Origin of the sequence: Micromonospora sp. NPDC002717 (genome assembly GCF_040295705.1) — a bacterium.
Taxonomy (GTDB): Bacteria; Actinomycetota; Actinomycetes; order Mycobacteriales; family Micromonosporaceae; genus Micromonospora.
The window spans coordinates 1-24628 of record NZ_JBEOVW010000043.1 but is presented as its reverse complement, the minus strand read 5'-3'; the positions used below and the strand labels follow the sequence as shown (position 1 = coordinate 24628).

Sequence of the window (24628 nt, the reverse complement as noted above, 5' to 3'; positions counted from 1 at the left end):
TTTCGCTAGGACGGGGGAGGTTCCATGGCAAAGGCGACTTTTCCGGTAGGACAGGTGAGGCAGCGGGCGAGCCGGCTGCCGTACCGGCGGTACGCGCCCGTGCCCGCCGTGGATCTGGCCGACCGGTCCTGGCCGGCGAAGCGGATCACCACGGCGCCGCGCTGGTTGTCGACCGACCTGCGGGACGGCAACCAGGCGCTGCCGCACCCGATGGACGTCGACCGCAAGACCCGGCTGTTCCGGCTCCTCGTCGCCATGGGCTACAAGGAGATCGAGATCGGGTTCCCGGCCGCCAGCCGGACCGAGTTCGAGTTCACCCGCCGGATCATCGAGAACGGCGAGATCCCGGACGACGTCCTCATCCAGGCGATCGTGCCGGCGCGCGAGGAGCTGATCCGGCGTACGTTCGACGCGCTCGCCGGCGCGCCGCAGGCCATCGTGCACCTGTACAACTCGACGTCGCCGACGCAGCGTCGGGTCGTCTTCCGGGCGGACCGCGGGGGCGTGCTGCGCCTGGCGGTCGACCACGCACGCCTGTGCCGGGAACTCGCCGACGCGCACCCCGGCCGGATCGGGTTCGAGTATTCTCCCGAGTCCTTCTCGCAGACCGAGCTGGACTTCGCGCTCGACGTCTGCGCGCGGGTCACGGAGGTCTGGGACCCGGCGCACGACCGGGAGATCATCATCAACCTGCCGGCGACCGTCGAGTGCGCGGGGCCGCACGTCTTCGCCGACCAGGTGGAGTGGATGAGCCGCAACCTGCCCCGGCGGGAGCACGTCTGCCTGTCGCTGCACCCGCACAACGACCGCGGGACCGGGGTCGCCGCGGCCGAGCTGGGCCTGCTGGCCGGCGGCCAGCGGATCGAGGGCTGCCTGTTCGGCAACGGCGAGCGCACCGGCAACGTCTGCCTGGTCGTGCTGGCCCTCAACCTGATGAGCCAGGGCGTCGACCCGCAGATCGACCTGTCCGACATCGACGCCGTCCGGCACGAGGTCGAGCAGTGCACGGGGATGCGGGTGCCGGAGCGCTACCCGTACGCCGGCGACCTCGTCCACACCTCGTTCTCCGGGTCGCACCAGGACGCCATCAGCAAGGGCCTGCGGGCGTTGTCCGAGGACGCGGCGGACCGGGGCGTGGCGCTGTCGCAACACCGGTGGGACGTGCCGTACCTGCCCATCGACCCCAAGGACATCGGGCGCTCGTACGAGGCGATCATCAGGTTGAACAGCCAGTCCGGCAAGGGCGGCGTGGAATACCTGCTGCGGTCCTGCCACGGGCTGACCCTGCCGCGCAGCCTCCAGATCGAGGTGTCGGGGCTGAGCCAGGCGGTGTCCGACGACGAGGGCAGAGAGGTGTCCGCGGAGGAACTCTGGACGGTCTTCCGCACCGAGTTCCTGCCGGCCGCCCTCGACGTGCAACTCGTGTCGTGCGAGGTGTCGGCGGGCGCGCCGGGGCCGGGCGCGGTCAAGGTGGAACTCGCCGTGTGCGGCGGGCCGCTCGTCGTCGGCGGCGACGCCGGCCACGGGTTGCTGCCGAGCATCGCGCGGGCCCTCGCCCAGTCCGGCCCCGCACCGGTCGTCCTCGACCACGTCGAGCAGGCGTTCACCCTCGACGAGGAGCCCGGCACGCTGGCGTACGTGCGGTGCCGGGTGGACGGTCGGGCGGTCTGGGGGTGCGGCTTCGACCCGGACCCGACGGCCGCCTCGCTGCGCGGTCTGTGCGTGGCGCTGCACCGGGCCGGCTGGCGCCCGTCCGCCGTCCTGCCCTCGCAGGGGTGAGCCCACGCCGCCGCGCCTCGGCCGACGGCCAGCCGGAAGTTCCAGCCGAGGTGGGCCGGTAGGTGTCGTTTCCGACAGATCCGGCCGGTTGTTGAACCTCGCCATAGCGGCGCGACCGGGCCGACCATTAGGCTCATTTGCTGAGTGGGGCCGCCAGACATCGCCTTCACTCGATGCCGGGTTGCGAGTATTGGCTGGTTGCGGCACCGAAGGGCAGGATGGTGTGACCCGAGACGGCGAGCCAGGGGCCGACTTCGCCACACGCGAGGACAGCAGACGCGTGGCGTACGAGGTGACCGGCGCGCCCGACGGATTCCCCGTCTTCCTGCTCCACGGCACACCCGGCAGCCGCCGTGGCCCGAAGCCCCGCAGCATCGTGCTCTACCGCATGGGCGTCCGGCTGATCGCCTACGACCGCCCCGGCTACGGCGACTCCGACCGGCGCGAGGGCCGGGACGTCGCCGATGCCGCCCGCGACGTCGAGGCGATCGCCGACCACCTCGGCGTGGAGCAGTTCGCCGTGGTCGGCCGTTCCGGGGGTGGCCCGCACGCCCTCGCCTGCGCGGCGGACGCCGAGCTGCGCGGCCGGGTGGCCCGGGTGGCGGTGCTGGTCAGCCTCGCCCCGTGGAACGCGATGGAGTTGGACTGGGTCGGGGGCATGAACACCGGCAACGTCCGAGGGTTCGGGGTGGGCACCCCCGACACCGCCGCCGTGGTGGAGGAGATCCGCCAGCGCGCTGAGCGGGCCGCCGCCGATCCCCGGCTCCTGCTGGCGGATCTGCGGACGGAGATGAGCGCGGCGGACCGTCGGGCGGTCAACGACCCCGCGCTGCGCCGGTTGATCACGGACACCTACGAGGAGGCCCTCCGCGCGGGCCCGTACGGGTGGATCGACGACGTGCTGGCGTTCCGCCGCAACTGGGCGTTCGACCTCAAGGCGATCGACACCACCGTGACGCCCGTCCGGCTGTGGCACGGCGCCGACGACAACTTCGCCCCGGTCAGCCACGGCCGCTGGCTGGCCGCGCAGATACCCGGCGCCGAGATGGAGATCCGGCCCGGCGCGGCGCACTTCGACGCGGTCGAGGAACTGCCGCGCATCCTGCGCTGGCTCACCGACCCCGCCGCGGCGCTGAGCGGCGACCTGCTGATCGGGGCACGGCCCGGTCAGTAGGGGTGCGGGTCGAGGACCCGGCGCACGTACCGTCCGTCCCGCAGCAGCACGACGCTGGGGTGGTGCTGCCCGATCCGGTTGGCGAGCCGGTCGGCGATCCGCATCCGGCCGATGCTCACCCGCCCGCCGGAGGCCGCCTGGTTGGCGGTCTCCAGGTTGCCCCGGCTGCGCAGCGTGTCGGGATGCTCGGACCCGAGCACCTCGGCCAGCCGCTCGACCACGGCCCGCAGCCGCTCGCGCCCCTCCTCCGGGTCGCCGGCGAGGATGGTGAAGACTGCCACGTTGTTGGACGCGGCCATGGTGAACGGGTGCCGGTCGCCGAGCGTGGCGAGCAGCGCCGCCGCCGCCGCATCCGTGAGCGACCGGCTGGCGCCCGTGTCGCCGGCGTCCCACAGAGCCACGCCCAGGTTGACCCGGCAGACCAGGGAGTACGGGTGCTCGGGCCCGAACACCCGGACGAACATCTGCTCCACCTCGCCCAGCTCCGCCAGCGCCTGGGCGCTGTGGCCCTGCAGCATCAGGTTCGCCGTCCGGCTGAGCCAGCTGAACAGGGTGTCCGGGCTGGCCGGCCCGAGGGTGGCCAGCAGCCGCTGGTAGGTATCGTCGAGCAGGTGGGACGCCTCGTCGATCTCCCCGGTGCTGCGCAGCGACACGGCCAGGTTGGCCTGGGCGGTGAGCACGTCCCGGGAGTGGTCGCCGAAGAGGTTCCGATAGCCGGTCACCACCTCGCGCAGCAGCGCCACGGAACCCTCGTAGTCGCCGGTCTCCCGCAGGTCGCGGGCGAGGTTGTTGGCCGACGCCAGGGTGTTCGGGTGCTCCGGACCGAGGACGACCCGCAGCCGGCGGTTGGTGGCCTGGTCACCGTCGAGGGCCCGGTCGAACATGCCCATCAGCCGGTAGGAGGCGGCCAGGTTGTTCGCCGCGGTCAGGGTCCGCCGGTGGTCCTCGCCGAAGACCTCGACCGACGCGGCGTACGTCCGCAGGTCACGCTCCAGGGCCTCCTGGTAGCGGCCCAACGTACGCAGGTCGGCGCCGAAGCCACCCGCGGTCATCAGCGTGTACGGGTGGCTGTCGCCGATCAGCTCCTCCTGCTGGCGCAGGGTGTCCTCGTCCAGCCCGTGGGCCTCCTCGAAGCGCCCGAGCCGGCGCAGCAGGTTGGCCAGGTTGAACCGCAGGTGCAGCAGTTGGACGCGCAGCTTACGGTGCTCCGGCCCGTCCGGCGGCAGCTCCGCCAGCAGCGCCGACCAGACGGCGTCGGTCTCCCGCGCGTACCGCTCGCCCTGCTCGTAGCCGCCGTTGACGTAGATGTAGCGGACCCGGTCGATGACGAGCTGCCGGACGTCGTCGTCCTCGCAGGAGATGGCGTCGGAGCCGTCGAGGTGGGGCCAGAGGATGCGGAACCGCTGCTGGTTCGCCGGGTCCTCCACCTCGCCCGGCGGGCGGGAGCCGGCGAGGATCTGGTGCACCTCGTGCTTGGCCGCGACCAGCTCGTCGTCGGACATCCGGGCGCGCAGCGCGGCCTGCAACAGCCGGTGCACCTGCACCCGGTGCGCGTGCGGGTCGAGCTTGATCAGCGCGAGCTTGTTCATCCGCTGCACCAGTGCCGCCGCGATGTCGCGTTCGGACACCCGGTCGGCGACCCGGGCGGCCACCACCGGGTCGTGGGGTGCGATGACCCGGGCGACCTGGTCGCCGTAGAGCAGGTCGAGGGAGATCTCGGGGGCGAGCACCGACGCGAGCTGCAGGAGACGGTACGCCCCCGGCGAGCCTTCCATCAGCCGTTGCAGCGGAAGGTCCCAGACCTCGGTCTCCAGGCCGGTGCGGCGGAGCCCGGCCAGGTACTCGTCGACCGGCGTCCGGGTGTCGGCCAGCCACGCCCCGACCGTGGCGACGAAGATCGGCACGTTCTCCACCGCGTCGGCGACCTGCTCGGCCTCGGCGACGCTCATCAGGTGCTCGCCCAGCCGGGCGCGCAGGTGCGCCACGCTCTCCGCCCGCTCGAACGCGTCCACGTCCACCGCCCGCGCCAGGTCGCCCCAGTCAGGGTTGCGGGTGGTGACCAGCACGTGGCCGTTGCCCTGCGGGAGGTACGGCCGGACGTGCTCGTACTGGTCGGCGTTGTCGAAGATCAGCAGCCAGTGCGGCGGCGCGGTGCCGTCCGCGCGGCGCTCGGTCTGGCTCAGCCGCTGCCGCAGGGCGCGGTTGGTCTCCGGCATCGTCGTCTGGGTCGGCAGGCCCAGTTCCTCGCTCAGCTCCACCATGCGCACGTCGACGAACTGCGGCGGGTCGGCGGCGACCCACCAGATGATGTCGTACGCGCCCCGGAACCGGTGGGCGTACTCGATGGCGAGCTGCGTCTTGCCGAGGCCCGGGCCGCCCCGCAGCGCGACCGGGGTACCGCCGCCGCCGGCCGCCTTCAGCTCCTCCCGGAGCCGGCGCAGCAGCTCCTCGCGCCCGGTGAAGCGGGCGTTGCGGGCCGGCGCGTTGAACACCGCGGCGCGCACCCCGGGGAAGCGGGCGGGGCGCAGGCCGGCCGCGCCCACCGTCCGCCCGACCAGCTTCAGCAGGTGCGCGGCGGCCTCCTCGGCCGTGAGGTCGTGCACGGCCGTCCAACTGCCGATCGGCACGTCCGGGACGGGCGGGGTGTCGTCGACGTACACGGCCAGCCAGGCCGGCGCGCCGCGGTCGCTCTCGGGCCCGCCGAGGGCGCGTCGGGCCGACTGGTAGGACCGGGAGACCAGGCGGAGCTCGCGGAACGCCGTGCCCGACGGCACCGGCGTCGGGTCGTCGAGCGGGGCGGCCACCACCCGCAGGTCCGCCGAGTTCAACACCGACTGCGCCCACTCCGCCCAGACGTGGTCCTCCGGCACGTGCCGCAGCACGACCAGCTCGTCGACGACTGCCGGCTTGCGCTCGAAGCGCTGCACCGTCTGGCGGCGCAACTGGTCGTCCATCCGGGGCAGGCCGGTGATCCTGCCGTTCGTGATGTGGCTGGTCAGCGTCTCGTACGCGCTCAGCAGGGTGGTGCGGCCCCCCGGCTCGTCGCCGAAGGTCGCCAGCGTCTCCTCGTACGCGTAGTACGCCCGGTAGGGCACCTCGACGGTGAGCCAGTAGTGCTGCCGCTCGGTGTCCGTCATGCCACCGGGCAGGCCGGCGAACCGCTGCATGGCCAGCGCCCGGCCGGCGTCCCGCTTGCCCTTCTCCCCGTCGTCGACCCGCATCGGCACGGGCAGCACCCGCCGCGCCCGCCGCCCCTCGTAGTCGCGGACCCGGGCGGCCACCGCCGCGGCGCCGTCGATGCCCTGGTCGCTGAGGGTGAAGCAGTCGACGAGGACGTCCGGCAGGTGGATCGTGCAGATCTCGGCGACGTCGCTGATGCCGGTGCGGCTGTCGATGAGCGCGTAGTCGTAGTGCCGCTTCATGTCCTCGCGCAGCGCGTCGAAGAACTGCGCGCCGCCCAGCCGGTTGTAGAAGTTGTCCCAGTTCAGGCCGGTCACGCTGGTGGCGTAGTCGGGGTTGTGCCGGCCGGCCAGGAGCAGGTCGAGGCTGCCGCCGCCGGGGAACTCCCACCCCACCGAGAACGCGTACCGGTGGACCCGGGCGTACTCGCGGTGCCAGTCGCCGGGGCGGGTGCTCCCGGCGCCGTCCTCCTTGCGCCGTCGGGCGTTCTCCCACTCGTAGTCGAGGATCAGGTCCATCACGCCGCCGGTGGTGGCGACCTGTTCCGGGTCGAGGAACGGGGCGTAGAACCGGTGCAGGCCGGGGGACTCCAGGTCCCAGTCGGCGACGAGCACCCGCTGGCCGTTCGCGGCGAGGATCCACGCGGTGTTGGCCAGTGCCATGGTGCGGCCCGTGCCGCCCTTGTACGAGTAGAAGGTGACGACCTGGCCTTCGCGCGATGGCGTCATCGTTCGTCCTTCCCTCGCGTGACGTCGAACGGCCGCACCGGCGGCGTCGGGCTGCTTCCTGGCGGTGCCCCGGTCGGCCGTACCGGCCGCAGGCTCGGCTTAGGGGTGGCCGGGCCGTCCGGCGGGTCGACCGGGCCGTGCCGGAGGAACTGCTTGCGGGCCTCGGTCACCAGCAGCGGCGCGCAGCGCTCGAACTCGTCGATCGCGCGCGCCGGCAGCACCCGGGGGAAACCGGCGTCCTGCAACGTACCGGCGATCGACTCCGGGCCCGGCTCGCCACGCTCGTGCTCGGCGGCGATCACCAGCGGGACCACCCACCGGGGCAGGCCCGCCAGCGCCGACCGGGCCGCGGCGGCGCCGGTGGCGGCGTCCACCAGCACGACGGTGGGGCTCCCCGGAGCCAGGGCCCGGGCCTGTGCCAGGTCGACGACCCGGGTGGGCAGGCCGAGCCGCTCGGCGGTCGCGGCCACGTAGTCGGCCACCCCCAGCTCGTGCTGCCCCGCGTAGGGCCGCCACCGGGCGTGGTCGGTGAGGGTGGTGACCACCAGCGCCGCGCCGCCGCTGTCGGTGACCGGGTGGCTGGCCAGCGTCGCCGCCCGGGAGCGCGGCAGCGGCTGGGTCTCCGCCACCGTGACGATTCGCTCCGCCAGCGCGGTGAGGACCCGCTCGTACGGCCGCCGGTAGGCGCTGAGCTTGCAGAGCGCGCGCAGGCCGTTCTCGGCGTAGTCGGCGCGGTCGTCGGTGTCGGCGACCAGGTCGAGGGCCTGCGTGGTCTCCGGTCGGTCGCCCCAGGACGGCAGCGGGAGCCACAGCACCGGCAGGAGGTGCCGGTCGGCACGTGCCGGGCCGAGCCGGGTGAGTCGGCTGCGGAACGACTCGCGCTCGCCGAGTGCCCAGGCGTTGCGGAAGTAGTTGGGCGAGTGCAGGGGAACGAAGACGTGGGTGAGGCTGAGCGCCTCGGTGAGCGTCTGCCGCAGATCCGCCCCGGGGCTGACCAGACCGTCGAAGAAACCGGCGTCGAGGTCACCGGTCCTCGTGGCGCCGCGCCGGACGGCCGCGGCCAGGTCCTGGAAGAACCGGCCGACCCAGTAGTCGGTGTCCGGCCGGGGCGCGGCCGACAGCGGCACCGAGTGGGCGTAGCTGAGGAAGAAGTAGGTCTCCCGGCGGGCGACGGCTCGGGGCTGCGGGAGGTCAGACCACGTCATGCCCGACCTCCTCGAACGTGTCGCGCAACTGCCGCACGTCGTCCGGGACCTGCGCCCGCACCCAGTGCGTCTGGTACGCCCGCGCGATCCGCTGTGCCAGCCGCCAGACCACCGCGTCGTAGGCGTCCTTGCCGTTCTTGCCGAGGCTCAACAGGCCGTAGATGCCCTCGTCGTGGTACTGCGGGGCGATGTCCGAGGGTAGCCGGGTGGGGGTGAACATCTGCCGCCGCGACACGACCTCCGGCAGGCGTCGCCGGTCCACCACCGACCAGTTGACCGGGATCACCGGCGTCTCCCCCGCGGACGGATCGGCGCCCGGGCGGGTCAGCATCCGCCGCCGGGTGAAGGCGTCCCACTCCCGCGCGCACCAGGCGCTGTTCAGGTACTGCGGCGAGACCAACGGGATGAAGACCTGGCAGTGGCCGGCGGCGAAGGCGAGATCCTCCGTCCACACCTGCCCGCCGTCGAGCATCCGGTCCATGAAGCCCGCCGTCCGGCCGGGGCCGAGGCCGAGCAGCTCCACGACGTGGTCGGAGAGGTCGACGAAGAGCTGGAAGACCTTCTGGTTGGTGTCGCGCGGCGGCGCCGCCACCCGGTTCTTGGTGCGGGCGTAGCTGAGGAAGAACACGGGGGCGCTCTCGTCCTCCCAGTACGTTTCCTCTGTCACCTACCGCTCCCGACCGGCGCAGCGAGTCCCGGCTGCCCACAGTATCGACAGCCGCCAACTCTCGGCTGCCCGGCCCGTCACCCCCGGTGTTCATCCATCCACCCCCGGGCGAAGTCGACCGCCGCCCGGAGGCCCACCAGCCGGCACTCGGCGCCCCCGACCCGACCGGGCCGCACCCCTCCGGCGTCGGTCAGCGCCCGGCCGATCAGCGGGAAGTCGGCGTCGTCGAGGTCCGGGGCGTGGAAGTCCCGTCGGATCCGCCGCCCGTCGGGGCCGCGCACGTAGCACCGGTACGCCCGCTCGGCGGGCGGCCGGCGCAGCCGGTACTCGGCCAGGTGGAACGCGGTGCACGCGGACCAGTCGACGCCGAGCAGCAGCACGACGGCGTCGGCGGCGTAGAGCGCGCCGAGGGGCGAGCGTTCGCCGAGGTGACAGGCGAGGTCGTGGACGGCGGTCAGCCGGGCCGCCCCGGGGCCGAGGGCGGCGAAGGACGTCTGCGGGTGCCGGCTGCGCAACGCGCCCGGCTGCCGGCGTACGTGCTCGGCGAAGATCCCCATCCCCTCCGACGGGCTGTGGTTCGGGTCGAACGGCGCGATCGCCGCCTCCACCGCCGCCACCTCGGCGCCGGTCAGACCGGCGGTCGCCGCCCGGAACGCCCGCGACGTGACGGAGTTGCCGGCCGTCTGGGCCGGTACGACCACCGTGCCCCGCTCCCCCAGCACGTCCCGCAGGGCACCCAGCAGGGCCGCGGGGCCGCCCGCGACCGGCCCGACCCGGGACAGGGCGCAGTGCACCAGCACGGTGGCGCCCGGCGGCAATCCCAGCTCGCGCAGGCCCCCGGCCAGCGCCCCGCGCCCGAAGGCGGGGTGCCGGCCCGGCGCGGGGTCGGCCCGGCGCACGCTCGGCAGTGCGCCGCCCGTCACGGCCACCCGTCCACCGTCGCGCGCATCCGTCGGACGAACCGGTCGCCGGGGGCCGTCAGGACGCCGAGGTCGAGCAGGGCGTCGATCGCCCCGTCGGTCCAGGCACGGTAGCGGCGAAAGTGCCCCTCCGCGACCGGTCCGGGCCGCCGCCGCCACACGTCGGCCACCGCCAGGTGGGCGTAGACGCCGTGCAGCGCGCCCTCGACCGGCCGGGGATCGTCGCGCCACGGCACGGTCAGCGTCCGGGTGTCGTCGCGGTCGAACAGGTCGCAGACGTCCAGCACCGCGCTGAGCTTCAGGTGCTGCACCTCGTGCACCAGCAGCACGGCGAGGGTGGCGTCGTCGGGTACGGCGGTGACGGCCACCGCGCCGAAGGCCGCGCCGGCGGCGGCGCTGCGGAACCGGCCGGTGCCGTCCGTGCGCAGCGGCACGACGGCCCGCAGCAGGGTGCGGAGCCCGGCCGCGTAGTCGGGCGCCTCGACGTCGATCCGCCGGACCGCCCGCGCCAACTGCCGCGTCCACCCCAGGGCGGCGGCGTCGGTCAGCCGGGGCTCCACCGGGACGTCGTAGCAGTCCCGGTGCGGGTCCGTGTCCTCCAGCAGCAGCCGGTGCCCGTCGACGTCGACGGCACGCACCGGCAGCCAACCGTCAGGGCCGTCCGCCCGCGCCGGGTCGTCTGCCCGCGCCGGGCCGCCGTCCCGCGCCGGGCCGCCGTCCCGGCCGGCGTCGGGGATGACCCGCCGGCCACCGACCCGGACGTCACCCTCGTCGGTGGCGAGCCGGACGACGCCCCGCTCGGCGCGCCCGGCGATCGCGCCGAGCGTCGGCAGGCCGACCAGCCCGTCGCGCACCGGCACGGGCAGGTCGGCCCGGACCCGGGCGTGCACCGCGGCGGCGGCCGCCACGCAGGCCAGGTACGACAGGTCGGCCGCCCCGTCCCGGCACCGCCGGGCCCAGCGCCGCACGAACGGGTGGGTCAGCACGGCGCGGACCGCCTCCGGGCGCCGGTCGTCGAGGTCGACCAGCAGCCGCCATCCCTCCGCGGCGACCGGGTCGGAATCGACCCGGTCGCTGAGGGCGACCAGCAGGGCGCGCACCAGCGCCAGGTGGATCGCGGCGAGCTGCTCCGCCGAGCCCGCCGTCCCCGGCCCGGCGCCGAGGTCGTCGAGCACGTCCGGGCTGAGCGAGTCGGCCGGGCGGGCCGGCTCGTCGACGGCCGGGGCCGCCGTCACCACGCGGACGAGTTTCAGCAGGTCCGGGCAGTAGACGGACGGGTTGTCGAAGCCGTTGCCCGCCCGGTACCGGTGGGCGTAGAGACCGCCGCCGCAGTGCCGCACCACCGGACACGCTTGGCACGTCGCGCAGAGCCCCGCCAGACCCGTCTGCCGGACGGCGATCCCGGGGTGGGCCGCGGCGTCGTCCACCCGGTGCCGGAACACGTCCAGGCCGGTGGCCGCTGCGCCCTCGAAGGCCGACTTGAGCGAGTCGACCTGCTCGAAGGTGCCGTCGGTCTCGACGACGACCAGGTCGGCCGGGCCGAGCCCGACCGCCTCGCTGCGGCTGCCGTGCCCGGACGCGGTGGAGATCAGGGACTCCAGCAGGCGGATCGGCACCGGGCGCCCGTCGGCCAGCCAGCGCCGGTGCACGGCCAGCAGCCAGTCGGCGTACGGCGTGGCGCGGCCGTCGGGGCGGGCGGGCGGGTTGTCCCAGTTGGCGTGCGGCAGCAGGAAGTCGACGTGTGGCGGCTCCTCGGCCAGCAGCGCCTCGTACACCCGGATGGGGTCGTTGGCCACGTCGACGGTGCAGAGGATGCCCGCGTAGGCGGACCGGTAGGCGGGACTGCGCAACAGCGCCAGGGCCCGCAGCACCTGGCGGTGGCTGCTCGCCCCGTTGGCGTGCCGGCGGTGCCGGTCGTTGGCGGCCCGGTCCCCGTCGAGCGATATCCCGACCTTGATGTCGTGGGCGACCAGCACGTCGCAGATCGCCGGGGTGAGCAGCACGCCGTTGGACTGCATGCGCAGGTCGAGCCGCGCCACCGGGTCGACGGCGCGGCGCAGGGCGGCAGCGGTGGCGTCGAGTCGGGCGGCGCCGGCGAGCAGCGGCTCGCCGCCGTGCAGGACCACCCGGACCCCGTCGAGCCGGTGCGCCGCGGCGTGCTCCGCGATCCGCCCCGCGACGGCCTCCACCGTCTCGGGCGCCATCATCCGCGGCTGGCGTCGCCACGACTGGTCCGGGTGCTCGTAGACGTAGCAGTGGTCGCAGGCGAGGTCGCAGCGGCTGACCAGCTTGAGCACGTACTGCGTCAGCGGGGCGACGCGCCCCGTCGGCTCGCCGCCCGCCCCGGCCGGGTCAGATCGCAGAGATGAAGGCCGCGACATCGACACGGGCCGGACGGTCCTCCCTGCGGGTGGTCACGCGGGCGACGGACCGGGCCCGGTCGAGGGAGATCCGGCCGAGCGGGGTGCGCCGGAGGTCGTCCAGTGGCGGCGGGGTCGGATCGGGCTGGCGTACGGTGCGATCCACGTCGGTTCCCCCATTTGGGTCGGGAGTGGACGGACGCCGTCCACCGCGACGGTCAACGACACTATCGACGATGCTATATGGCACAGCGCGTGATGTCACTGCTGCGCAGCGCCATCTTGCTCGATCGTCTTCGCCATCCACCCCTCGTTGGACAGCGAGATGATCCGTTCCGTCTCCGCGACGAACGCGTCGTCGTCGGTCCAGCCCCGCCCGGCCTCGCGGGCCACCCGCAGCCGCGTCAACTGGTCGGCGGTCCGGGCGTACTCGATCTGGTGGTGCTCGTACTGCTGGGCCGACCCGTAGCCGACCAGCGCCGTGGTGACGGCCGCCGCGACGCCGATCCAGGCGGTGAGCCCGAGGTTGTCACCGAGCACCCCCACCGTCGCGGACATCAGGGCGGCGGCGACCGTGAGGGCGGTGGTGGCGTACCGGATCCGGCGCGCCGCGCGGGCCGTCCGGCGGGCCCCCGGCAGGTAGTAGTCGTCGACCTGCCGCCGCAGCCGTTCCGTCAGGTACGTGGCCACGTCCGAGACCGCAGGCAGCGGCCGGCCCGCCGGCGGCGCGTCCAGGGTGCGGCCCACCAGATCGCCCGCGTCGTCCATGAGCGCGTCGAGTCGGCCGAGGAGGACGGCATCCCGGTCGGCACCGCCGAACGGGACGACCCCGGCGAGGTAGCGGTGAACGTCCGCCTTCAACGCCTCCGAGACCGAGCGGAGCCGGGCCCACGCGTGCACCGCGTCGCGGCCGGCCCACCGGGCCGCGACCGGCACCAGGAGCAGCGCCGCCGCCGCGACGATCGCGAGCGCCCGGCCGGCGCCGCGGTGGGTCTGCCCGAGCTGGTTGGCGAGGGTGCCGCACACGGCCGCGCCGACGGTGAGCGCGGCGACGGCCAGGCGCGCCCGGGTGATCATCCGCTTGGCCTCGACGGCCGCCCGTGACCAGGCGGCCTGCCGCTGCCACACCATCTCGACCGCTGCCGAGGTATCGAAGTTCGCCACGATCGGATGGTAGGACGCCGACGCCCGCCCCGGCCGCGGCGCAGCGCCGGTCGCGGCGACCGGGTCAGCGCGGCAGGAAGCTGTCGTACGCCTCGTCGTACCAGTCGGCCTCGTTGTGCCGGCGAATCGTGCCGTCGACGCGGGTCAGCATCAACCAGTTGTCGTTGAGGACCAACGCCGCGTCCTCGGACCGGTCGGCCAGGATCCGGCCCACGGTCCGCAGCATGTGGGGCCGGCCCTTCTCCGTCAGGGCGTCCTTGCGCATGTGGAATCCGACGTCGACATAGGTCTCGGGCTCCCACACCCACAGGCCGCCGTCATCCTCGGCCTCGTAGTAGCCGTGGGTGCCGGACGTGATGCTGACGACGAAACCGCATTCGTCACTGAGGTCGGCGCTCAGCAGGCGGTTGCCCGCGGGCGTCGGTGTCTCGGTCGCACCCGGGGCGGCCATCCGGGCTATCTGCTCCAACGGGATGTCGCCGGCGAGCGTCAGCCGGTAGCTGATGGACATGTGTTCGGCCTTCCTCAGGTCCGCCTCAGGATTTGGACGATAGTGCCGCTTCGGGTGACCGCCACCAGTTCCTCCAGACCCGGTACCGGCCAGTCGTGGAACTGCTTCTGTAGGGCTGTGTGGTCGCCGCGCCAGTCTCGGAGGTTCATCGTCACGCGTTGGGTCTGCGCGTCGTCGACCTTCCTCTTGACTGCGCTCCAGACGGCTCGGGCCGAAGCGGTGGGAGAGGGAGAGTAGCAATCGAAGACGTTACCCTCGATCAGGTAATCCGGCGATCTCCGCGGGTCGCCGACGTCACCACTGCGCAACCGAGCTGCCGCGATTTCCTGCTTCGTCGGGTTCTGGTGGACCCGGTAGCCCCTGTCGGCGAGGGTGTCGGCACAGTCGTTCTCCAGTTCCAGCGATCGTCGCTCGCTTGGCCTCTCCTTGGGCGGGATGCGGGTGCGTGGTCCGGTCGGTGCGCCGCCGGGAACCCCGGTGGGTTGCCTGGTCCACGGCACGAGGCTCGGGGTGCCGCCGCCTGCGGCGGGGACGGTGGAGGCGTGATCCGCGGGGGTGGGGCCGGTCGGCGTGGCGCCGCCGGCCCCGGTCAGTTTCCCGACGACCCCAACTGCCGTGCCTCGGCGATCGCCGTGTCGACGGACTGCCGGGCGCTGCCAGTGCGCTGCACCGTCAGCACCAGCACCTGCTTGACGTTCTCCAGCGCCTGCACCAGCGGCCCCGGTTGCCCGCCCTGCAGGACGGTGGTGACGAGTCGTTGCGCCTCGCCGACCTGGGCGATGGTGGCGGCGGCCGCGCCGCGCATGCCGTCGATCGCGGTGCCCACGGGGGTCAGCCCGGCGGTCGTCTCGTCCGGGGTGGCCTCCTGCGGGACGGCCGCGGTCGCCTTCGAGGCCTCGCCGAGCGTGGTGGCGAGGCCGCCCAGACCACCCCGGATTCCCGCGATGGCATCCCGCACGCGGGCCAGGCCCGCCGCCACGGCGGCGAAGCCGGCGCCGGCGGCTCGCAGGGCCACCTCCTGGGCCTGGTTGTCGGCGGCGGCCGCCAGCCCCTGGGCCCTGTCGACGCCGGCCGTCAACGCACGAAGCTCCCCGGTGATCTTCTCGATGTGCGACACGGCGTCGATTTCCCCGATCGAAGGCAGTAAGGATGCTCGAAGCTGCAAAATAGCGACAACCGTCCGTCGCCACCAGACCGGTCACCCGGTCCGGAGCCACCACAGCACGTGGTTGTTGCCCATGTCGGGATCCGGCCGGTCGCTGCGGATGTCCGTGGTGAAACCCCAGTCGGTAACGCAGGCGTCGATCTCGAACTCGAAGGTCAGGTCGACGCTCTCGCCCGGCCTGAGTCCCCGGTGCCCGCCGTCCTGCGCGGGATGGCCGGGGGTGTCGAGCCAGTAGGGGCCGTCGTACGAGCCGTTCGGCAGGAATGCGCCGCCCCGCCACTCCAGGTGGAACCGGTCGGAGACCTGCCTGCTGTGGTTCGTGACGGTGAACGTCACGGAGACGTGGCGCGTCGCTCCCTCGCACGGCCCGGAGACGGCCCCGGCGACGGGTGTGGCCACGGTCAGGCCCAGGTCGACGGGGCGCTGCCTCACCGGAAAGCTGGTGTCCCCGCCCACCTGCCCGTAACCGTCGCCGTTCCAGGCGTACTGCCGCTCCTGGCGCTGCTGGTCGACGGCGGCGCGGGAGTCGGCGACGGTGGCCGTGAGGCCGCCGCGCGGGCGGGGACCGATGTCGACGATGGCCGGCATCTCGGCGGTGGTGGCGACGACCTGGCCGAGGGTGGCGACGCGGCCGGCGGCGTCCCGGTCGAACGCCACCACCTGCTCCGCGCCGTGCCCGCACCGCAGCAGCGCGGCGGTCTCCAGCTCGGCGTCCCCGTCGAGGTCGGCCTGGCGCAGTTCCACGACGCCCACCCTGGCGCCGCTGACCTTCGCCGACGACGCCAGCCGGACGAGGCCGTCGGCGCAGGTCGCGCCGGACGGACCGGTCCAGGGCCAGCCGGGTACGGCGACGGGCGCGGCGGTCAGCTCCGCCAGCGTGACGGGGCCGCCGCCGCGTGCCGGGAGCGTCTTCGACGGCGACGCGCTCGGTGACGGCGTGGCGCTCGCGCTCATGCTCGGCATGCCGGTGGTGTCGGTGCTGGCCCCGACCGTGGCCGGGTCCGGGCCGGGTTGGCCACGGCCTGTGCCCATGAACGCCGCCACCGGCAGCACGGCCACCAGACCGGCGGCGACGGTCGCCGTGGTGACCCGCGTCCTGCGCCGCCGGGCGACCATGTCGCGTACGCCGCCGGGGGGACGGACGGTGGGTCCGAGGTCGGCGGTCAGTTGCTCGAAGGCATCGTCGATCAACTGGACGTCGTCGTGCTCGCTCATGACGCGTCTCCTCTGAGTTGGCTGGCCAGCGCCGCACGCCCGCGGCTCAGCCAGGACTTGACGGTTCCCTCGGCGACGCCCTCCTGGGCCGCGATCTCGGCGACGGAGAGCTGGGCCATGTGATGCAGCACGACGGCTCGGCGGTGCTTGGGCGGCAGCGTGGAGAGGGCCCTGACCAGGGCGACCCGGTTGGGGTCGGGGCCGTCGACGACCGTCAGGCGCTGCCGGCGGAGGAAGTTGGCCGCCGTCCGGCGGCGCCGGAAGCGGCTCGTGGCCAGGTTCCACGCCACCTGCCGCACCCACTGGGCCGGGTCGTCGTAGTCCCGGATCTTCTGCCAGCGGACGTACGCCCGGCAGAAGGCTTCCTGCACGAGATCCTGCGCCTCGGCGAGGTCCCCGGCGTACGCGTACAGCTGGAGGGTGAGCGACTGGAACCTGGCCCGGTAGAACTCGTCGAAGTCGGTGGCACGGGCGTCGTCCGGCGTCACGACCATCGGCTTGACCGGCATGGCATCACGTCGCCTCTCATCCCCGTGGCTGCGGCTGGCGTCAGCCGTCACAGGCACACGCGCGAGCGGACCGGTGGGTTGCACCTGGTTCCGCCCGGAGACGGGACCGCCCCCGGTCGCCGTGGGCGTCCGGGGGCGGTCCGTGGTGGGGCACGCTCAGATAATGATCTTGAACATGTTCCAGCCGCTGCCGGCCTGGATCCGGGCGGCGAAGGAGCCGTTGCCGAGCCCGGAGTAGCGCCAGAGGAGGCCGCCCGCGTCGCGGGCGACAAGGTCGTTGCGGCCGTCCTCGTCCAGGTCGCCGATGGCCACGACGCTGTTGTAGATGTTCCAGCCGGCGTAGACCTTGACGCGCGCGCTCCAGCCCTTGTTGCCGTTGCTGAGGTAGTGGTACATCACGCCGTTGGCGTCGATGCCGAGCAGGTCGCCGTGGCCGTCGCCGTTGAGGTCGCCGGCGCCGATCACGCGCGGGTACATGCCCCAGCCGGAGCCGACCTGGACGCGGGGGTTGATGCCGCCGCGGCCGGTGGTGGTGTAGAGCCACAACTTGCCGTCGGAGTCGATGCCGAGGATGTCGTGGTGGCCGTCGCTGTTGACGTCCCCCGGCGCCAGGATCGACCGGTACATCATCCAGCCGCCACCCAGGCTGACCGTGTTCGCGCCGCCGAAGCCCAGGTGGCCGGTGCCCAGGTGCGCCTTCATGTACCCGTTGCCGTCGCGCACGAGCAGGTCGGGATACGCGTCGCCGTTGTAGTCGCCGAACGGCACCAGGGCCGAGGTCCGCTCGGCGCCCGAGCAGCTGAGGCACCAGTTCTCGGTGTACCCGTTGCTGTAGAGCTGGCCGCGCGGGGACGTGGGCCGCGTTCCGTACCAGTGGCCGTCGCCCGTGGACTTCACGCCGAGCAGGCCCGGCCCGCCAGCACAGGAATAGCCGCGGAAGGGGAAGGTGCCGCACTGGACGACCAGCTCGCCGGAGCCCACCGTGACCGGCGCGGCGGATTCGGTGGGCGTGCCCTTCAACGTCCAGGTATAGGCGCCGTTGAGGGCCGCCTCCCCCGACGGCAAACTGCCGTCCCACCGCAGGTAGAGGGCCGTCCGTGCCTTGCCGCCGCCAGCGCGGTGGACCAGCTCGCCCGTCCACTTCCGGGTGATCGTGAGCTCCCAGCTCCAGAGCGGACGGCTGGGCCGAACGTCCGCCTGCCAGGGAAGGCCGCCGTGGCGCGGGTACACGGAGTCGTCCGCGATCAGGCTGCCGAACTGGGGCGCGGTGCCCGGCACTCCGGTGTCGAGCACGTGCACCGCCCGGTCGGCGTCGACGTACGCGACGCCGGAGCCGTGCCGGTCGACCGCCCAGCTGACGCCGCGACTGTCGGCGGGGGTGCCGGCGGGCAGCTCGGCGAGCGTCACCGGGGTGTGCAGGGCGCCGTCGTGGAAAGCGGTCATCCGCAGCGCGCCGGTCTCGTGCCGGACGAGGAAGCCGTCCCCGAGCAGGGCCGGCCCGGCCGGCACCGTGAGCTGCGTGTTGCTCTGCAGGTCGCGGACACCCGCGGGGCCGGTGGCGCCGCACGCCCAGTAGAGCCAGCGGGCGCTGGTCTGCACCTCGGTCGGGACGCACGCCGTGCCGGTCGAGATCGTACGCGTGGCCTTCCCGGTCGACAGGTCGATCGCCATGAGTTGGCCGGCGGTGGTCGTCGCGCTCCACAGCGTGCCGAACCACAGGGCGGCCCCGGTCTTCGGCATGGTCTTGACCACGTGGTCCGAGGTCGTGCTGACGACGTACTGGTTGTCCGACGCGCCATCGCTCACGAGGAGGTGCGTGCCGGAGACGTCGAGGAGCCGCCCCTTGCTGGTGGGCAGCGGCGTCTGGTCGTAGCCACCCGTGGCCCGGTCCAGCGTGAGGGCGGTGTCCGTCGTGTCCGACGAGACCAGGTACGCGGCGCCGGCGTTGGTTCCGTCGACCAGGCGCACGCACGCCACGTCCGTCGCGCACGGCACCGGGGTCGAACGGAGCACGACCCGCTCCCCGGACGTGTACCGGGGGTCGGGGAAGACCGGGTGGTTGGAGGCGACGTATCGGGCCGCACCTGTGTTCGGCGCCACCTCGGAGTGCACGTGCCGCAGCAGGCCCTGCCGGTAGCTGATCCCGGCGTTCGCCATCAGGTCGCGCACGGGAAGCACTGGCGTGAGACTCGGCGTCTCACCGGGCCGCCCCGTGATCCGGTGTACCGCCCAGTCCTTCGGGCCGGAGCCGCCGACCACCAGGGCCGTCCCGTCCGGCCCCTGGACGAGCGCCCGGAGATCCCAGGAGATCTTCGGCAGCAGCGTGGGCCGGGGCGCGGTGGTCTGCACCGGCACGTAGATCGCCGGGAAGTACTCGCCGGTGTCGTTGGCCTGGCTCCGGCTGATCACCAGCCCGCCGTCCACGACGACCGTCCGGAGGAGGCTGTCCTGCGGGACGGTCACCAGCCGGGCCGAGGTGTCGGTGCCGCTGGTCAGGCCGCTGCGGGAGTAGAGGTGGTACTGGCCGCCGCTCGACATCCAGCCCACGGTGTCGCCCGAGAGGCGCCAGAAAGTCGAGGGGACGCCGTTGGGGATCCGCTTCACGGTCGCGGTGGCGAGGTCGAGCAGCCCCATCCGCTGCCCGCCGTCGGCCAGGTAGCCGACCACCACCGAGGTCTCGTCCCCGGCCGGCGGCAGCCCGCTGGGCTTGGCGTCTGCCGGGATGCCGGTCACCGGCGTCGTCGTCCAGGTGCCGTCGGCGGCGGGGGTGCGCAGCTCCAGCTCCACACCGGTCTGCGGCGGCTTGCGCAGCAGCATCCGCCGCCCGTAGACGCCCCAGAGGACGTGGTCGGTGGGGATCTCCCACTGCTGCCAACTCCGGTCGGCGAGGTCGAGCACGCTGACCTTGCCCGGGGCGGGCCGGGCGGGCACCTGGGCGGTGGTGAAGACGCTGTCGCCGCCGGCCGGCTTGAGCGCCGACGGCTGTACGCCGGCCAGGTCCTCGACCACGACCGTCGCGCCCGTGTCGTAGCGCGTCCAGAGGTAGTCGAGGGAGTTGTTGTGCCGGTGCAGGAAGCCGGTGCGGCCGGCGAAGAAGACGGCCTCGTAGGCGGGCACCGTGGCTTCCGCGGGCGGGATGACGGCGATCTCGCGGGGAGCGGTGCCGGGGTCGGCGGCGGCCGGCGTGGCCGGCGCGGTCAGCAGGCCGAGGGCGAGGATGGTCGCCAGGGCGCCTGCCGGAAGACTGCGGCCCAAAGAAGTTCCTCCTGGGTGGGGCTGCGCACAGATGCGCGCAGCCTACCGGCCGGGCAGCTCGCGGACGTGCCGCCGAACGGCTGATCCTCGGGCCGCCGGGCGGGCGGCTCAGTCGGCCCGGTGCAGCGGCTCCCACTCCGGCGAAGCCTGCGCCTCGACCGCCCGGTCCGCCTCCCGCAACGCCCGCTCCGACACCCAGGCGACCGGCCGGCGGTCGATGGGGCCGGCCATGCACGCGGATCGGGCGCGGGCCGCCGGCCCGGAACCAGGGTGCTCCCGGTTCCGGGCCGGGCGGTGTGCGTACGACCGCTCAGGCCGGCGTGGTCGCGGCCTTGCGGCGCCGCTCGGCCCGCCGCCGCACCTGGGTGTACGCGCTCGTCAGTCCCATCGCCCGGCGGGCCTCGACGACCGTCTGCCGCACCTCGCGCCGGGTCCGTTCGGTGCCCTCGACGATCAGCTCGTCGACCAGCCCGGGGTCGGCCTCGAACCGCGCCCGGCGCTCGCGGATCGGGTCTAGGAACCGGTTGAGCGCGACGGCGAGCTTCTCCTTGACCTCCACGTCGCCGACCCGCCCGGCCCGGTACCGCTCCTTGAGGTCGTCGACCTGCCCACGGTCGGGGTTGAAGATGTCGTGGTACGCGAAGACCGGGTTCCCCTCGACGGTGCCCGGCACGTCGGCGCGGACCCGGTTCGGGTCGGTGTACATGCCCATCACCGTGCGGCGGACGGTCGCCGCGTCGTCGGAGAGCGAGATGGCGTTGCCCAGGCTCTTGCTCATCTTCGCCCGGCCGTCCGTGCCGACCAGGGTCGGCGTCTCGGACGCGATCATCTCCGGCACGGGGAACACCTCTCCGTAGAGGTGGTTGAAGCGCCGGGCGATCTCCCGCGTCACCTCGACGTGCGCCGCGTTGTCCTTGCCCACCGGGACGACCTGCCCCTTGACGCAGAGGATGTCGGCGGCCTGGAGGACCGGGTAGCCGAGCAGGCCGTACGGCATCTCCTCCTTGCCGGAGTCGCGGGCCATGTCCTTCAGCGACGGCACCCGCTCCAGCCGGGGCACCGTGACCAGGTTCTGGAAGAGGGTGTTCAGGTCGCCGACCTCGGGGATGGCCGACTGGAGGTAGAAGGTCGCCCGCGCCGGGTCGACGCCGGCGGCCAGCACGTCGGTGACCATCTCCCGGGCGTTCACCGCGACCCGCTCGATGTCCTCGCGGGTGTTGCGCGTGGTGAGCATGTGCAGGTCGGCGATGATGAAGAAGCTCTCGTAGCGCTGGTGCAGCCGCACCCGGTTGGCGATGCTGCCGACGTAGTGGCCGAGGTGCAGCCGCCCGGTGGGGCGGTCCCCGGTGAGCATTCGTGGAACAGACACGGTGGTACGCCTTTCGTGCGTGACGGACGAGGTGCGCGCGGTCGCGCGCCGACCGGGAGGGTCCCGGGATCGGTCGGGGTCGGCTCAGTGAGCCGACCGCCATCGCCCGCCGTCGCGGAACCGCAGTCCGCCGGCACGAAGGAGGTCGATCATCTGCTCGCGGCCGTCGCCGGAGCTGGTGGGGAAGGTGGTCACGACGCCGAGCGGGAGGCCGTCGACCGGGTCGACGACCCCCGGCGCGTAGCTGATCGGCCGGACCATGTCTCCCACCGTAACCGGTGTGCCCGTTGCGTGACGCGCGCCCCGGGTCAGCGCTGCCGGTAGGTCTCCCGGTAGTAGTCGCCGACCCGGTCCCGGTAGTCGGTTTCCCCGTAGGCGTCCGGGTCGAAGGCCGGGGACTCCTTGACCTGCTCCCGGGTGCGGTCCACGTGCACGGTGCGGTCCAGGTGGTCGACCCGCGTCACCGTGCCGACCGGCAGCAGCACCTTGCGGCCGAAGATCCACGGCCCGGTGTCCACCACCAGCCAGCGGGCGTCGGTGTCGTCGCTGGCCGCGTCGACCGAGCCGATCCGCCCGTCGGTGGCCTCCACCCGGTAGCCGACCAGGTCGACCGGAGTGCCGGGGCCCGGGGCGTCGGGTCCGTCGCCGGCGCCCTCCGGCCCGCCCGGCGGCGCGGTGCCGGGGCTCGCCCCGGCGTACCCGCCGGCGAGGGCGGCCGGGTCGCGCCAGGCCCAGGGGTTGAACGTCGACGGCTGCACGGGCCACCTCCGATGACGGTCGTTTCGCTTTCCGGGAATCAGTGCCCAACCCGCGCGACCGGGAAACAACTCGGCAATTTTCGGTTCACAGAAATGTCTCGTGCGAAATACGTCATAGTCGTCGAGCATCGATGAATGGCGGCGCATCTCCCCAGGTGGCGTCGGTCGGAACTGGGCAACCGCACATCCGGACGCAATGCGGAGTGTTCACCCGACACATTCGTACCGTGACCGCCGGCCGACCATTCTGGTCCCGCATCCGTCGCAGGGAGAAGAGGGGGACGCAGATGTACCGCACCATTCGTCGGATCGGGCTCGTGCTCGCCGTCGCGGTCGGGCTCGTCGCCGGGGCCGGCGCCACCGCACAGGCCGCCGTCGTCAACCCGGTGACACCGCAGGCGCTCTGCGGGCTCGGCTACACCGTCCAGGACCAGGATCCGATCCAGCACGCGCAGACCGGCGTGCGGCTCGGCACCGTCTACCTGATGTACAACCCCGTCGTCGGGTACGGCTGCACGGTCACCGTCAAGTCCGCGTACGCCGGCTCGCTGACCCGTACCCAGGTCTACCTCGCCGCGCAGTACCTCCCCACCCAGGTCGACGACGGCAACAGGCTGTGGGCGGCCGGCCCGACCAGGGCGTACGTCAAGGGTGGCTGCATCATCTGGGGCGGCTTCACGGCCGATCCGACCGGCACGATCCACTACCACGACCGGGCGAACCCCGCGGTCGGCGGAATCGGCACCTGCTTCTGACGGAGTTGGGAGGCCCCCGGCCCGAGGTGGGCCTCCCGTTTCCGCGACCACCCGTCCGGTGCCCGGCCCCGCAATCGTGAAAATGGTGGAACGGTGCGTCGGATGCGCCCGCGCCGGCCTCGCCCTGCCGTTACCGTCGGGCTGATGGGACGGATGCGTGGCGTCCACGAGCGACCGGCGGGTCTGACGTACCAGCCGGACCTGGTCGACCCCGACGAGGAGCGGTCACTGCTCACCGCGCTCGCCGCGTTCGACTTCCGGGAGATCCGCATGCACGGGCAGATCGCCCGGCGGACCGTCCGCCACTTCGGCTTCGACTACGACTACGGCTCGTTCCAGCTCACAGAGGCCGAGGCGTTGCCGGTGGAGTTGCACGGGGTCCGGGAGCGGTGCGCCGCACTCGCCGGCGTCCCGGCGACCTCGCTCGCGCAGGCCCTGGTCACCCGGTATCCGCCGGGCTCGGTCATCGGCTGGCACCGCGACGCCCCCGCTTTCGGACCGACCGTGGTCGGGCTCTCGCTGGGCGCCGCCTGTCTGTTGCGCTTCCAGCGGGGCACCGGCGACGACCGCAGGGTGTACGAGGTGGAGTTGGCGCCCCGGTCGGCGTACGTGCTCGCCGGCGCGGCGCGGGCGAGCTGGCAACACAGCATCCCGCCGGTGCCGGCCCTCCGCCACTCGATCACCTTCCGGCAACTCGGCGGCAGGTGACCGGTACGGCCCTGGGCCGCGGGCGCCAGGAGCCTCGCGACCAGGAGCCTGCCGCCCGCGGCCGCCCGGCCGCCGCGACGGCCGTGACGCGACCAGGAGCCTGCCGCCTGCGGCCGCCCGGCCGCCGCGACGGCCGTGACGCGACCAGGAGCCTGCCGCCTGCGGCCGCCCGGCCGCCGCGACGGCCGTGACCTGCGCCTCGGCCGACCCGCCGCTGCACCGGCCGGCCCGCTGGGCGCTGACATACTCGGCAGTCATGGTGCTGTCGCGCGGTTGGGCGCTCTTCCTCACCGGGGTCGGGATCTGGACCTGGGTGATCTGGCCGAGGTTCGCGGTCGCCATCTGGAAGGACCCGCGATCCTGGTCCACCGGCACGGTCGGCGACTTCCCCGCCACAGGCTTCCTCTGGATCCACGCCCTGTTGATCGCGGCCTCCCTGGCCATCGGCACCACCGTCGGGGTGCTGGGCGTCCGCGCCTGGCTGGCCGGACGGCGTACCGACCGGTCGACGCGCTGACGGAATCGCCGTCCGACCCCGCGGAACATCCGGGGCGCTCGGGGCGCCGTGCGTGGGGCCCGCCCTCCCGGAGGAGCCGTCGAGCATGCCGCACCGCCGCCGACCAGGCCGGATAGCCGGGCGGGAATGGTGTGACGGGGGACGCCACCCCCGGATTTGACGTTCAAACCCGCAGACGCGTAACTTTCTCTCTGCCAGCGCGGAACGGGGCGAACAGGGCGAAAGACCTGGAGTTCCAGACCACACTGGTGTCGGGTCGGTCGGGAGTCAGCTCCCGGACGGCACGGGCCGGGCGGGGCCCGCCGGATCTGCCGCGAGGCGGATTTGGTGGAGCGGAGCCGACCGGGTAAGGTTTGACGCCGGCAGGAAACCGGGCGAGCTCGCGGGAGACCGCAGAGCGGCCGGTCTGCCGAAATCCGATGATCAGGTGTGGCGGTCCGCCGCTGCGCGCGTTCGTCGGTGCCAACCCGCACGAAGCACGACAGACCGGGACAAACGGTTTGACACGGCGGAGACGGTGAGGTAAAGTAGTAAAAGTGCCCGGCGCGAGAGCGGCGGGGATGTGAACGAAATGCCCCGGGTCGGGGGTCCCACGGTGTGGGGTTTCCGGGCGGTGTGTGGTTGTTCTTTGAGAACTCAACAGGGTGCTTGATAAGCCAGTGCCAAATTGTTTGATACCCCGGACTGGC

The 24628-nt window shown here is 73.3% G+C and carries 22 protein-coding genes; 5 read left to right on the top strand and 17 right to left on the bottom strand.

Annotated elements, in window-relative coordinates; translation table 11 throughout:
* The first annotated feature begins 24 nt into the window (after positions 1-24).
* Positions 25-1779: a 2-isopropylmalate synthase gene (locus ABT006_RS32675; RefSeq protein WP_350712336.1), complete on the top strand. Its 1755-nt coding sequence runs from the start codon at positions 25-27 to the stop codon at positions 1777-1779.
* 223 nt (positions 1780-2002) lie between these two features.
* Positions 2003-2953 (top strand): alpha/beta fold hydrolase, encoded by a 951-nt coding sequence (locus ABT006_RS32670; RefSeq protein WP_350712335.1) that lies wholly within the window; start codon positions 2003-2005, stop codon positions 2951-2953.
* Here ABT006_RS32670 and fxsT read toward each other — a convergent pair.
* From fxsT to ABT006_RS32585, 17 genes are all read right to left on the bottom strand, one after another.
* Positions 2947-6861 (bottom strand): FxSxx-COOH system tetratricopeptide repeat protein, encoded by a 3915-nt coding sequence (gene fxsT / locus ABT006_RS32665; protein ID WP_350712334.1) that lies wholly within the window; start codon positions 6859-6861, stop codon positions 2947-2949. The two genes, ABT006_RS32670 and fxsT, sit on opposite strands and share 7 nt — an antisense overlap.
* Positions 6858-8066, bottom strand: coding sequence for a TIR-like protein FxsC (locus tag ABT006_RS32660; protein ID WP_350712333.1), 1209 nt, complete (start codon positions 8064-8066; stop codon positions 6858-6860). Before ABT006_RS32660 ends, fxsT begins: the two co-directional genes overlap by 4 nt.
* Positions 8053-8733, bottom strand: coding sequence for a TIR-like protein FxsC (locus tag ABT006_RS32655; RefSeq protein ID WP_350712332.1), 681 nt, complete (start codon positions 8731-8733; stop codon positions 8053-8055). Before ABT006_RS32655 ends, ABT006_RS32660 begins: the two co-directional genes overlap by 14 nt.
* A 77-nt stretch (positions 8734-8810) precedes the next feature.
* On the bottom strand, positions 8811-9632 hold the full coding sequence (locus ABT006_RS32650; protein ID WP_502891047.1) for an AAC(3) family N-acetyltransferase: 822 nt from the start codon (positions 9630-9632) through the stop codon (positions 8811-8813).
* A gap of 20 nt (positions 9633-9652) precedes the next feature.
* Positions 9653-12034 carry an FxsB family cyclophane-forming radical SAM/SPASM peptide maturase gene (locus ABT006_RS32645; protein ID WP_350712353.1) on the bottom strand — a complete coding sequence of 794 codons (2382 nt, stop codon included), beginning with the start codon at positions 12032-12034 and terminating at the stop codon, positions 9653-9655.
* Positions 12006-12179, bottom strand: coding sequence for a hypothetical protein (locus ABT006_RS32640; protein ID WP_350712331.1), 174 nt, complete (start codon positions 12177-12179; stop codon positions 12006-12008). Before ABT006_RS32640 ends, ABT006_RS32645 begins: the two co-directional genes overlap by 29 nt.
* A gap of 95 nt (positions 12180-12274) precedes the next feature.
* Complete coding sequence (locus ABT006_RS32635; RefSeq protein ID WP_350712330.1) at positions 12275-13177, bottom strand: DUF4231 domain-containing protein; 903 nt, start codon at positions 13175-13177, stop codon at positions 12275-12277.
* Positions 13178-13241: 64 nt separating this feature from the next.
* On the bottom strand, positions 13242-13688 hold the full coding sequence (locus tag ABT006_RS32630; RefSeq protein ID WP_350712329.1) for a SitI3 family protein: 447 nt from the start codon (positions 13686-13688) through the stop codon (positions 13242-13244).
* Positions 13689-13702: 14 nt separating this feature from the next.
* The gene (locus ABT006_RS32625) at positions 13703-14125 is read right to left on the bottom strand and encodes a CdiA C-terminal domain-containing protein (protein ID WP_350712352.1); all 423 of its coding nucleotides are present in this window, start codon (positions 14123-14125) and stop codon (positions 13703-13705) included.
* A gap of 152 nt (positions 14126-14277) precedes the next feature.
* On the bottom strand, positions 14278-14805 hold the full coding sequence (locus tag ABT006_RS32620; RefSeq protein ID WP_350712328.1) for a DUF6244 family protein: 528 nt from the start codon (positions 14803-14805) through the stop codon (positions 14278-14280).
* A gap of 81 nt (positions 14806-14886) precedes the next feature.
* On the bottom strand, positions 14887-16068 hold the full coding sequence (locus ABT006_RS32615; RefSeq protein WP_350712327.1) for a hypothetical protein: 1182 nt from the start codon (positions 16066-16068) through the stop codon (positions 14887-14889).
* On the bottom strand, positions 16065-16577 hold the full coding sequence (locus tag ABT006_RS32610) for a SigE family RNA polymerase sigma factor (protein ID WP_350712326.1): 513 nt from the start codon (positions 16575-16577) through the stop codon (positions 16065-16067). The genes ABT006_RS32615 and ABT006_RS32610 overlap by 4 nt, the downstream gene beginning before the upstream one ends.
* Positions 16578-16733: 156 nt before the next feature.
* Positions 16734-19832 (bottom strand): FG-GAP repeat domain-containing protein, encoded by a 3099-nt coding sequence (locus tag ABT006_RS32605; protein WP_350712325.1) that lies wholly within the window; start codon positions 19830-19832, stop codon positions 16734-16736.
* 108 nt (positions 19833-19940) lie between these two features.
* Positions 19941-20063, bottom strand: coding sequence for a hypothetical protein (locus tag ABT006_RS32600; RefSeq protein ID WP_350712324.1), 123 nt, complete (start codon positions 20061-20063; stop codon positions 19941-19943).
* Between the two features lie 79 nt (positions 20064-20142).
* Entirely contained in the window at positions 20143-21201 is a 1059-nt protein-coding gene (gene trpS / locus ABT006_RS32595; RefSeq protein ID WP_350712323.1) for a tryptophan--tRNA ligase, read from the bottom strand.
* An 84-nt stretch (positions 21202-21285) separates the two neighbouring features.
* Positions 21286-21462 carry a hypothetical protein gene (locus ABT006_RS32590; protein WP_350712322.1) on the bottom strand — a complete coding sequence of 59 codons (177 nt, stop codon included), beginning with the start codon at positions 21460-21462 and terminating at the stop codon, positions 21286-21288.
* A gap of 47 nt (positions 21463-21509) precedes the next feature.
* The gene (locus ABT006_RS32585) at positions 21510-21959 is read right to left on the bottom strand and encodes a PRC-barrel domain-containing protein (RefSeq protein WP_350712321.1); all 450 of its coding nucleotides are present in this window, start codon (positions 21957-21959) and stop codon (positions 21510-21512) included.
* Between the two features lie 287 nt (positions 21960-22246).
* Between ABT006_RS32585 and ABT006_RS32580 the strand changes: the two genes are divergently transcribed.
* The 3 genes from ABT006_RS32580 to ABT006_RS32570 all read left to right on the top strand — a co-directional run bounded on the left by ABT006_RS32580 (position 22247) and on the right by ABT006_RS32570 (position 23939).
* On the top strand, positions 22247-22714 hold the full coding sequence (locus tag ABT006_RS32580; protein WP_350712320.1) for a hypothetical protein: 468 nt from the start codon (positions 22247-22249) through the stop codon (positions 22712-22714).
* 144 nt (positions 22715-22858) lie between these two features.
* On the top strand, positions 22859-23422 hold the full coding sequence (locus tag ABT006_RS32575; RefSeq protein WP_350712319.1) for an alpha-ketoglutarate-dependent dioxygenase AlkB: 564 nt from the start codon (positions 22859-22861) through the stop codon (positions 23420-23422).
* Between the two features lie 256 nt (positions 23423-23678).
* A complete protein-coding gene (locus ABT006_RS32570; protein ID WP_350712318.1) occupies positions 23679-23939 on the top strand; it encodes an SCO4848 family membrane protein in 261 nt (86 codons plus the stop codon).
* Positions 23940-24628 lie beyond the last annotated feature (689 nt).

Excerpts from the sequence above, each read along its gene's own strand:
- ABT006_RS32675 (WP_350712336.1), top strand. The coding sequence starts at position 25 with ATGGCAAAGGCGACTTTTCCGGTAGGACAGGTGAGGCAGCGGGCGAGC.
- fxsT (WP_350712334.1), bottom strand. The coding sequence starts at position 6,861 with ATGACGCCATCGCGCGAAGGCCAGGTCGTCACCTTCTACTCGTACAAG.
- ABT006_RS32660 (WP_350712333.1), bottom strand. The coding sequence starts at position 8,066 with ATGACGTGGTCTGACCTCCCGCAGCCCCGAGCCGTCGCCCGCCGGGAG.
- ABT006_RS32645 (WP_350712353.1), bottom strand. The coding sequence starts at position 12,034 with ATGTCGCGGCCTTCATCTCTGCGATCTGACCCGGCCGGGGCGGGCGGC.
- ABT006_RS32630 (WP_350712329.1), bottom strand. The coding sequence starts at position 13,688 with ATGTCCATCAGCTACCGGCTGACGCTCGCCGGCGACATCCCGTTGGAG.
- ABT006_RS32615 (WP_350712327.1), bottom strand. The coding sequence starts at position 16,068 with ATGAGCGAGCACGACGACGTCCAGTTGATCGACGATGCCTTCGAGCAA.
- ABT006_RS32610 (WP_350712326.1), bottom strand. The coding sequence starts at position 16,577 with ATGCCGGTCAAGCCGATGGTCGTGACGCCGGACGACGCCCGTGCCACC.
- ABT006_RS32600 (WP_350712324.1), bottom strand. The coding sequence starts at position 20,063 with ATGGCCGGCCCCATCGACCGCCGGCCGGTCGCCTGGGTGTCGGAGCGG.
- ABT006_RS32590 (WP_350712322.1), bottom strand. The coding sequence starts at position 21,462 with ATGGTCCGGCCGATCAGCTACGCGCCGGGGGTCGTCGACCCGGTCGAC.
- ABT006_RS32580 (WP_350712320.1), top strand. The coding sequence starts at position 22,247 with ATGTACCGCACCATTCGTCGGATCGGGCTCGTGCTCGCCGTCGCGGTC.
- ABT006_RS32575 (WP_350712319.1), top strand. The coding sequence starts at position 22,859 with ATGGGACGGATGCGTGGCGTCCACGAGCGACCGGCGGGTCTGACGTAC.
- ABT006_RS32570 (WP_350712318.1), top strand. The coding sequence starts at position 23,679 with ATGGTGCTGTCGCGCGGTTGGGCGCTCTTCCTCACCGGGGTCGGGATC.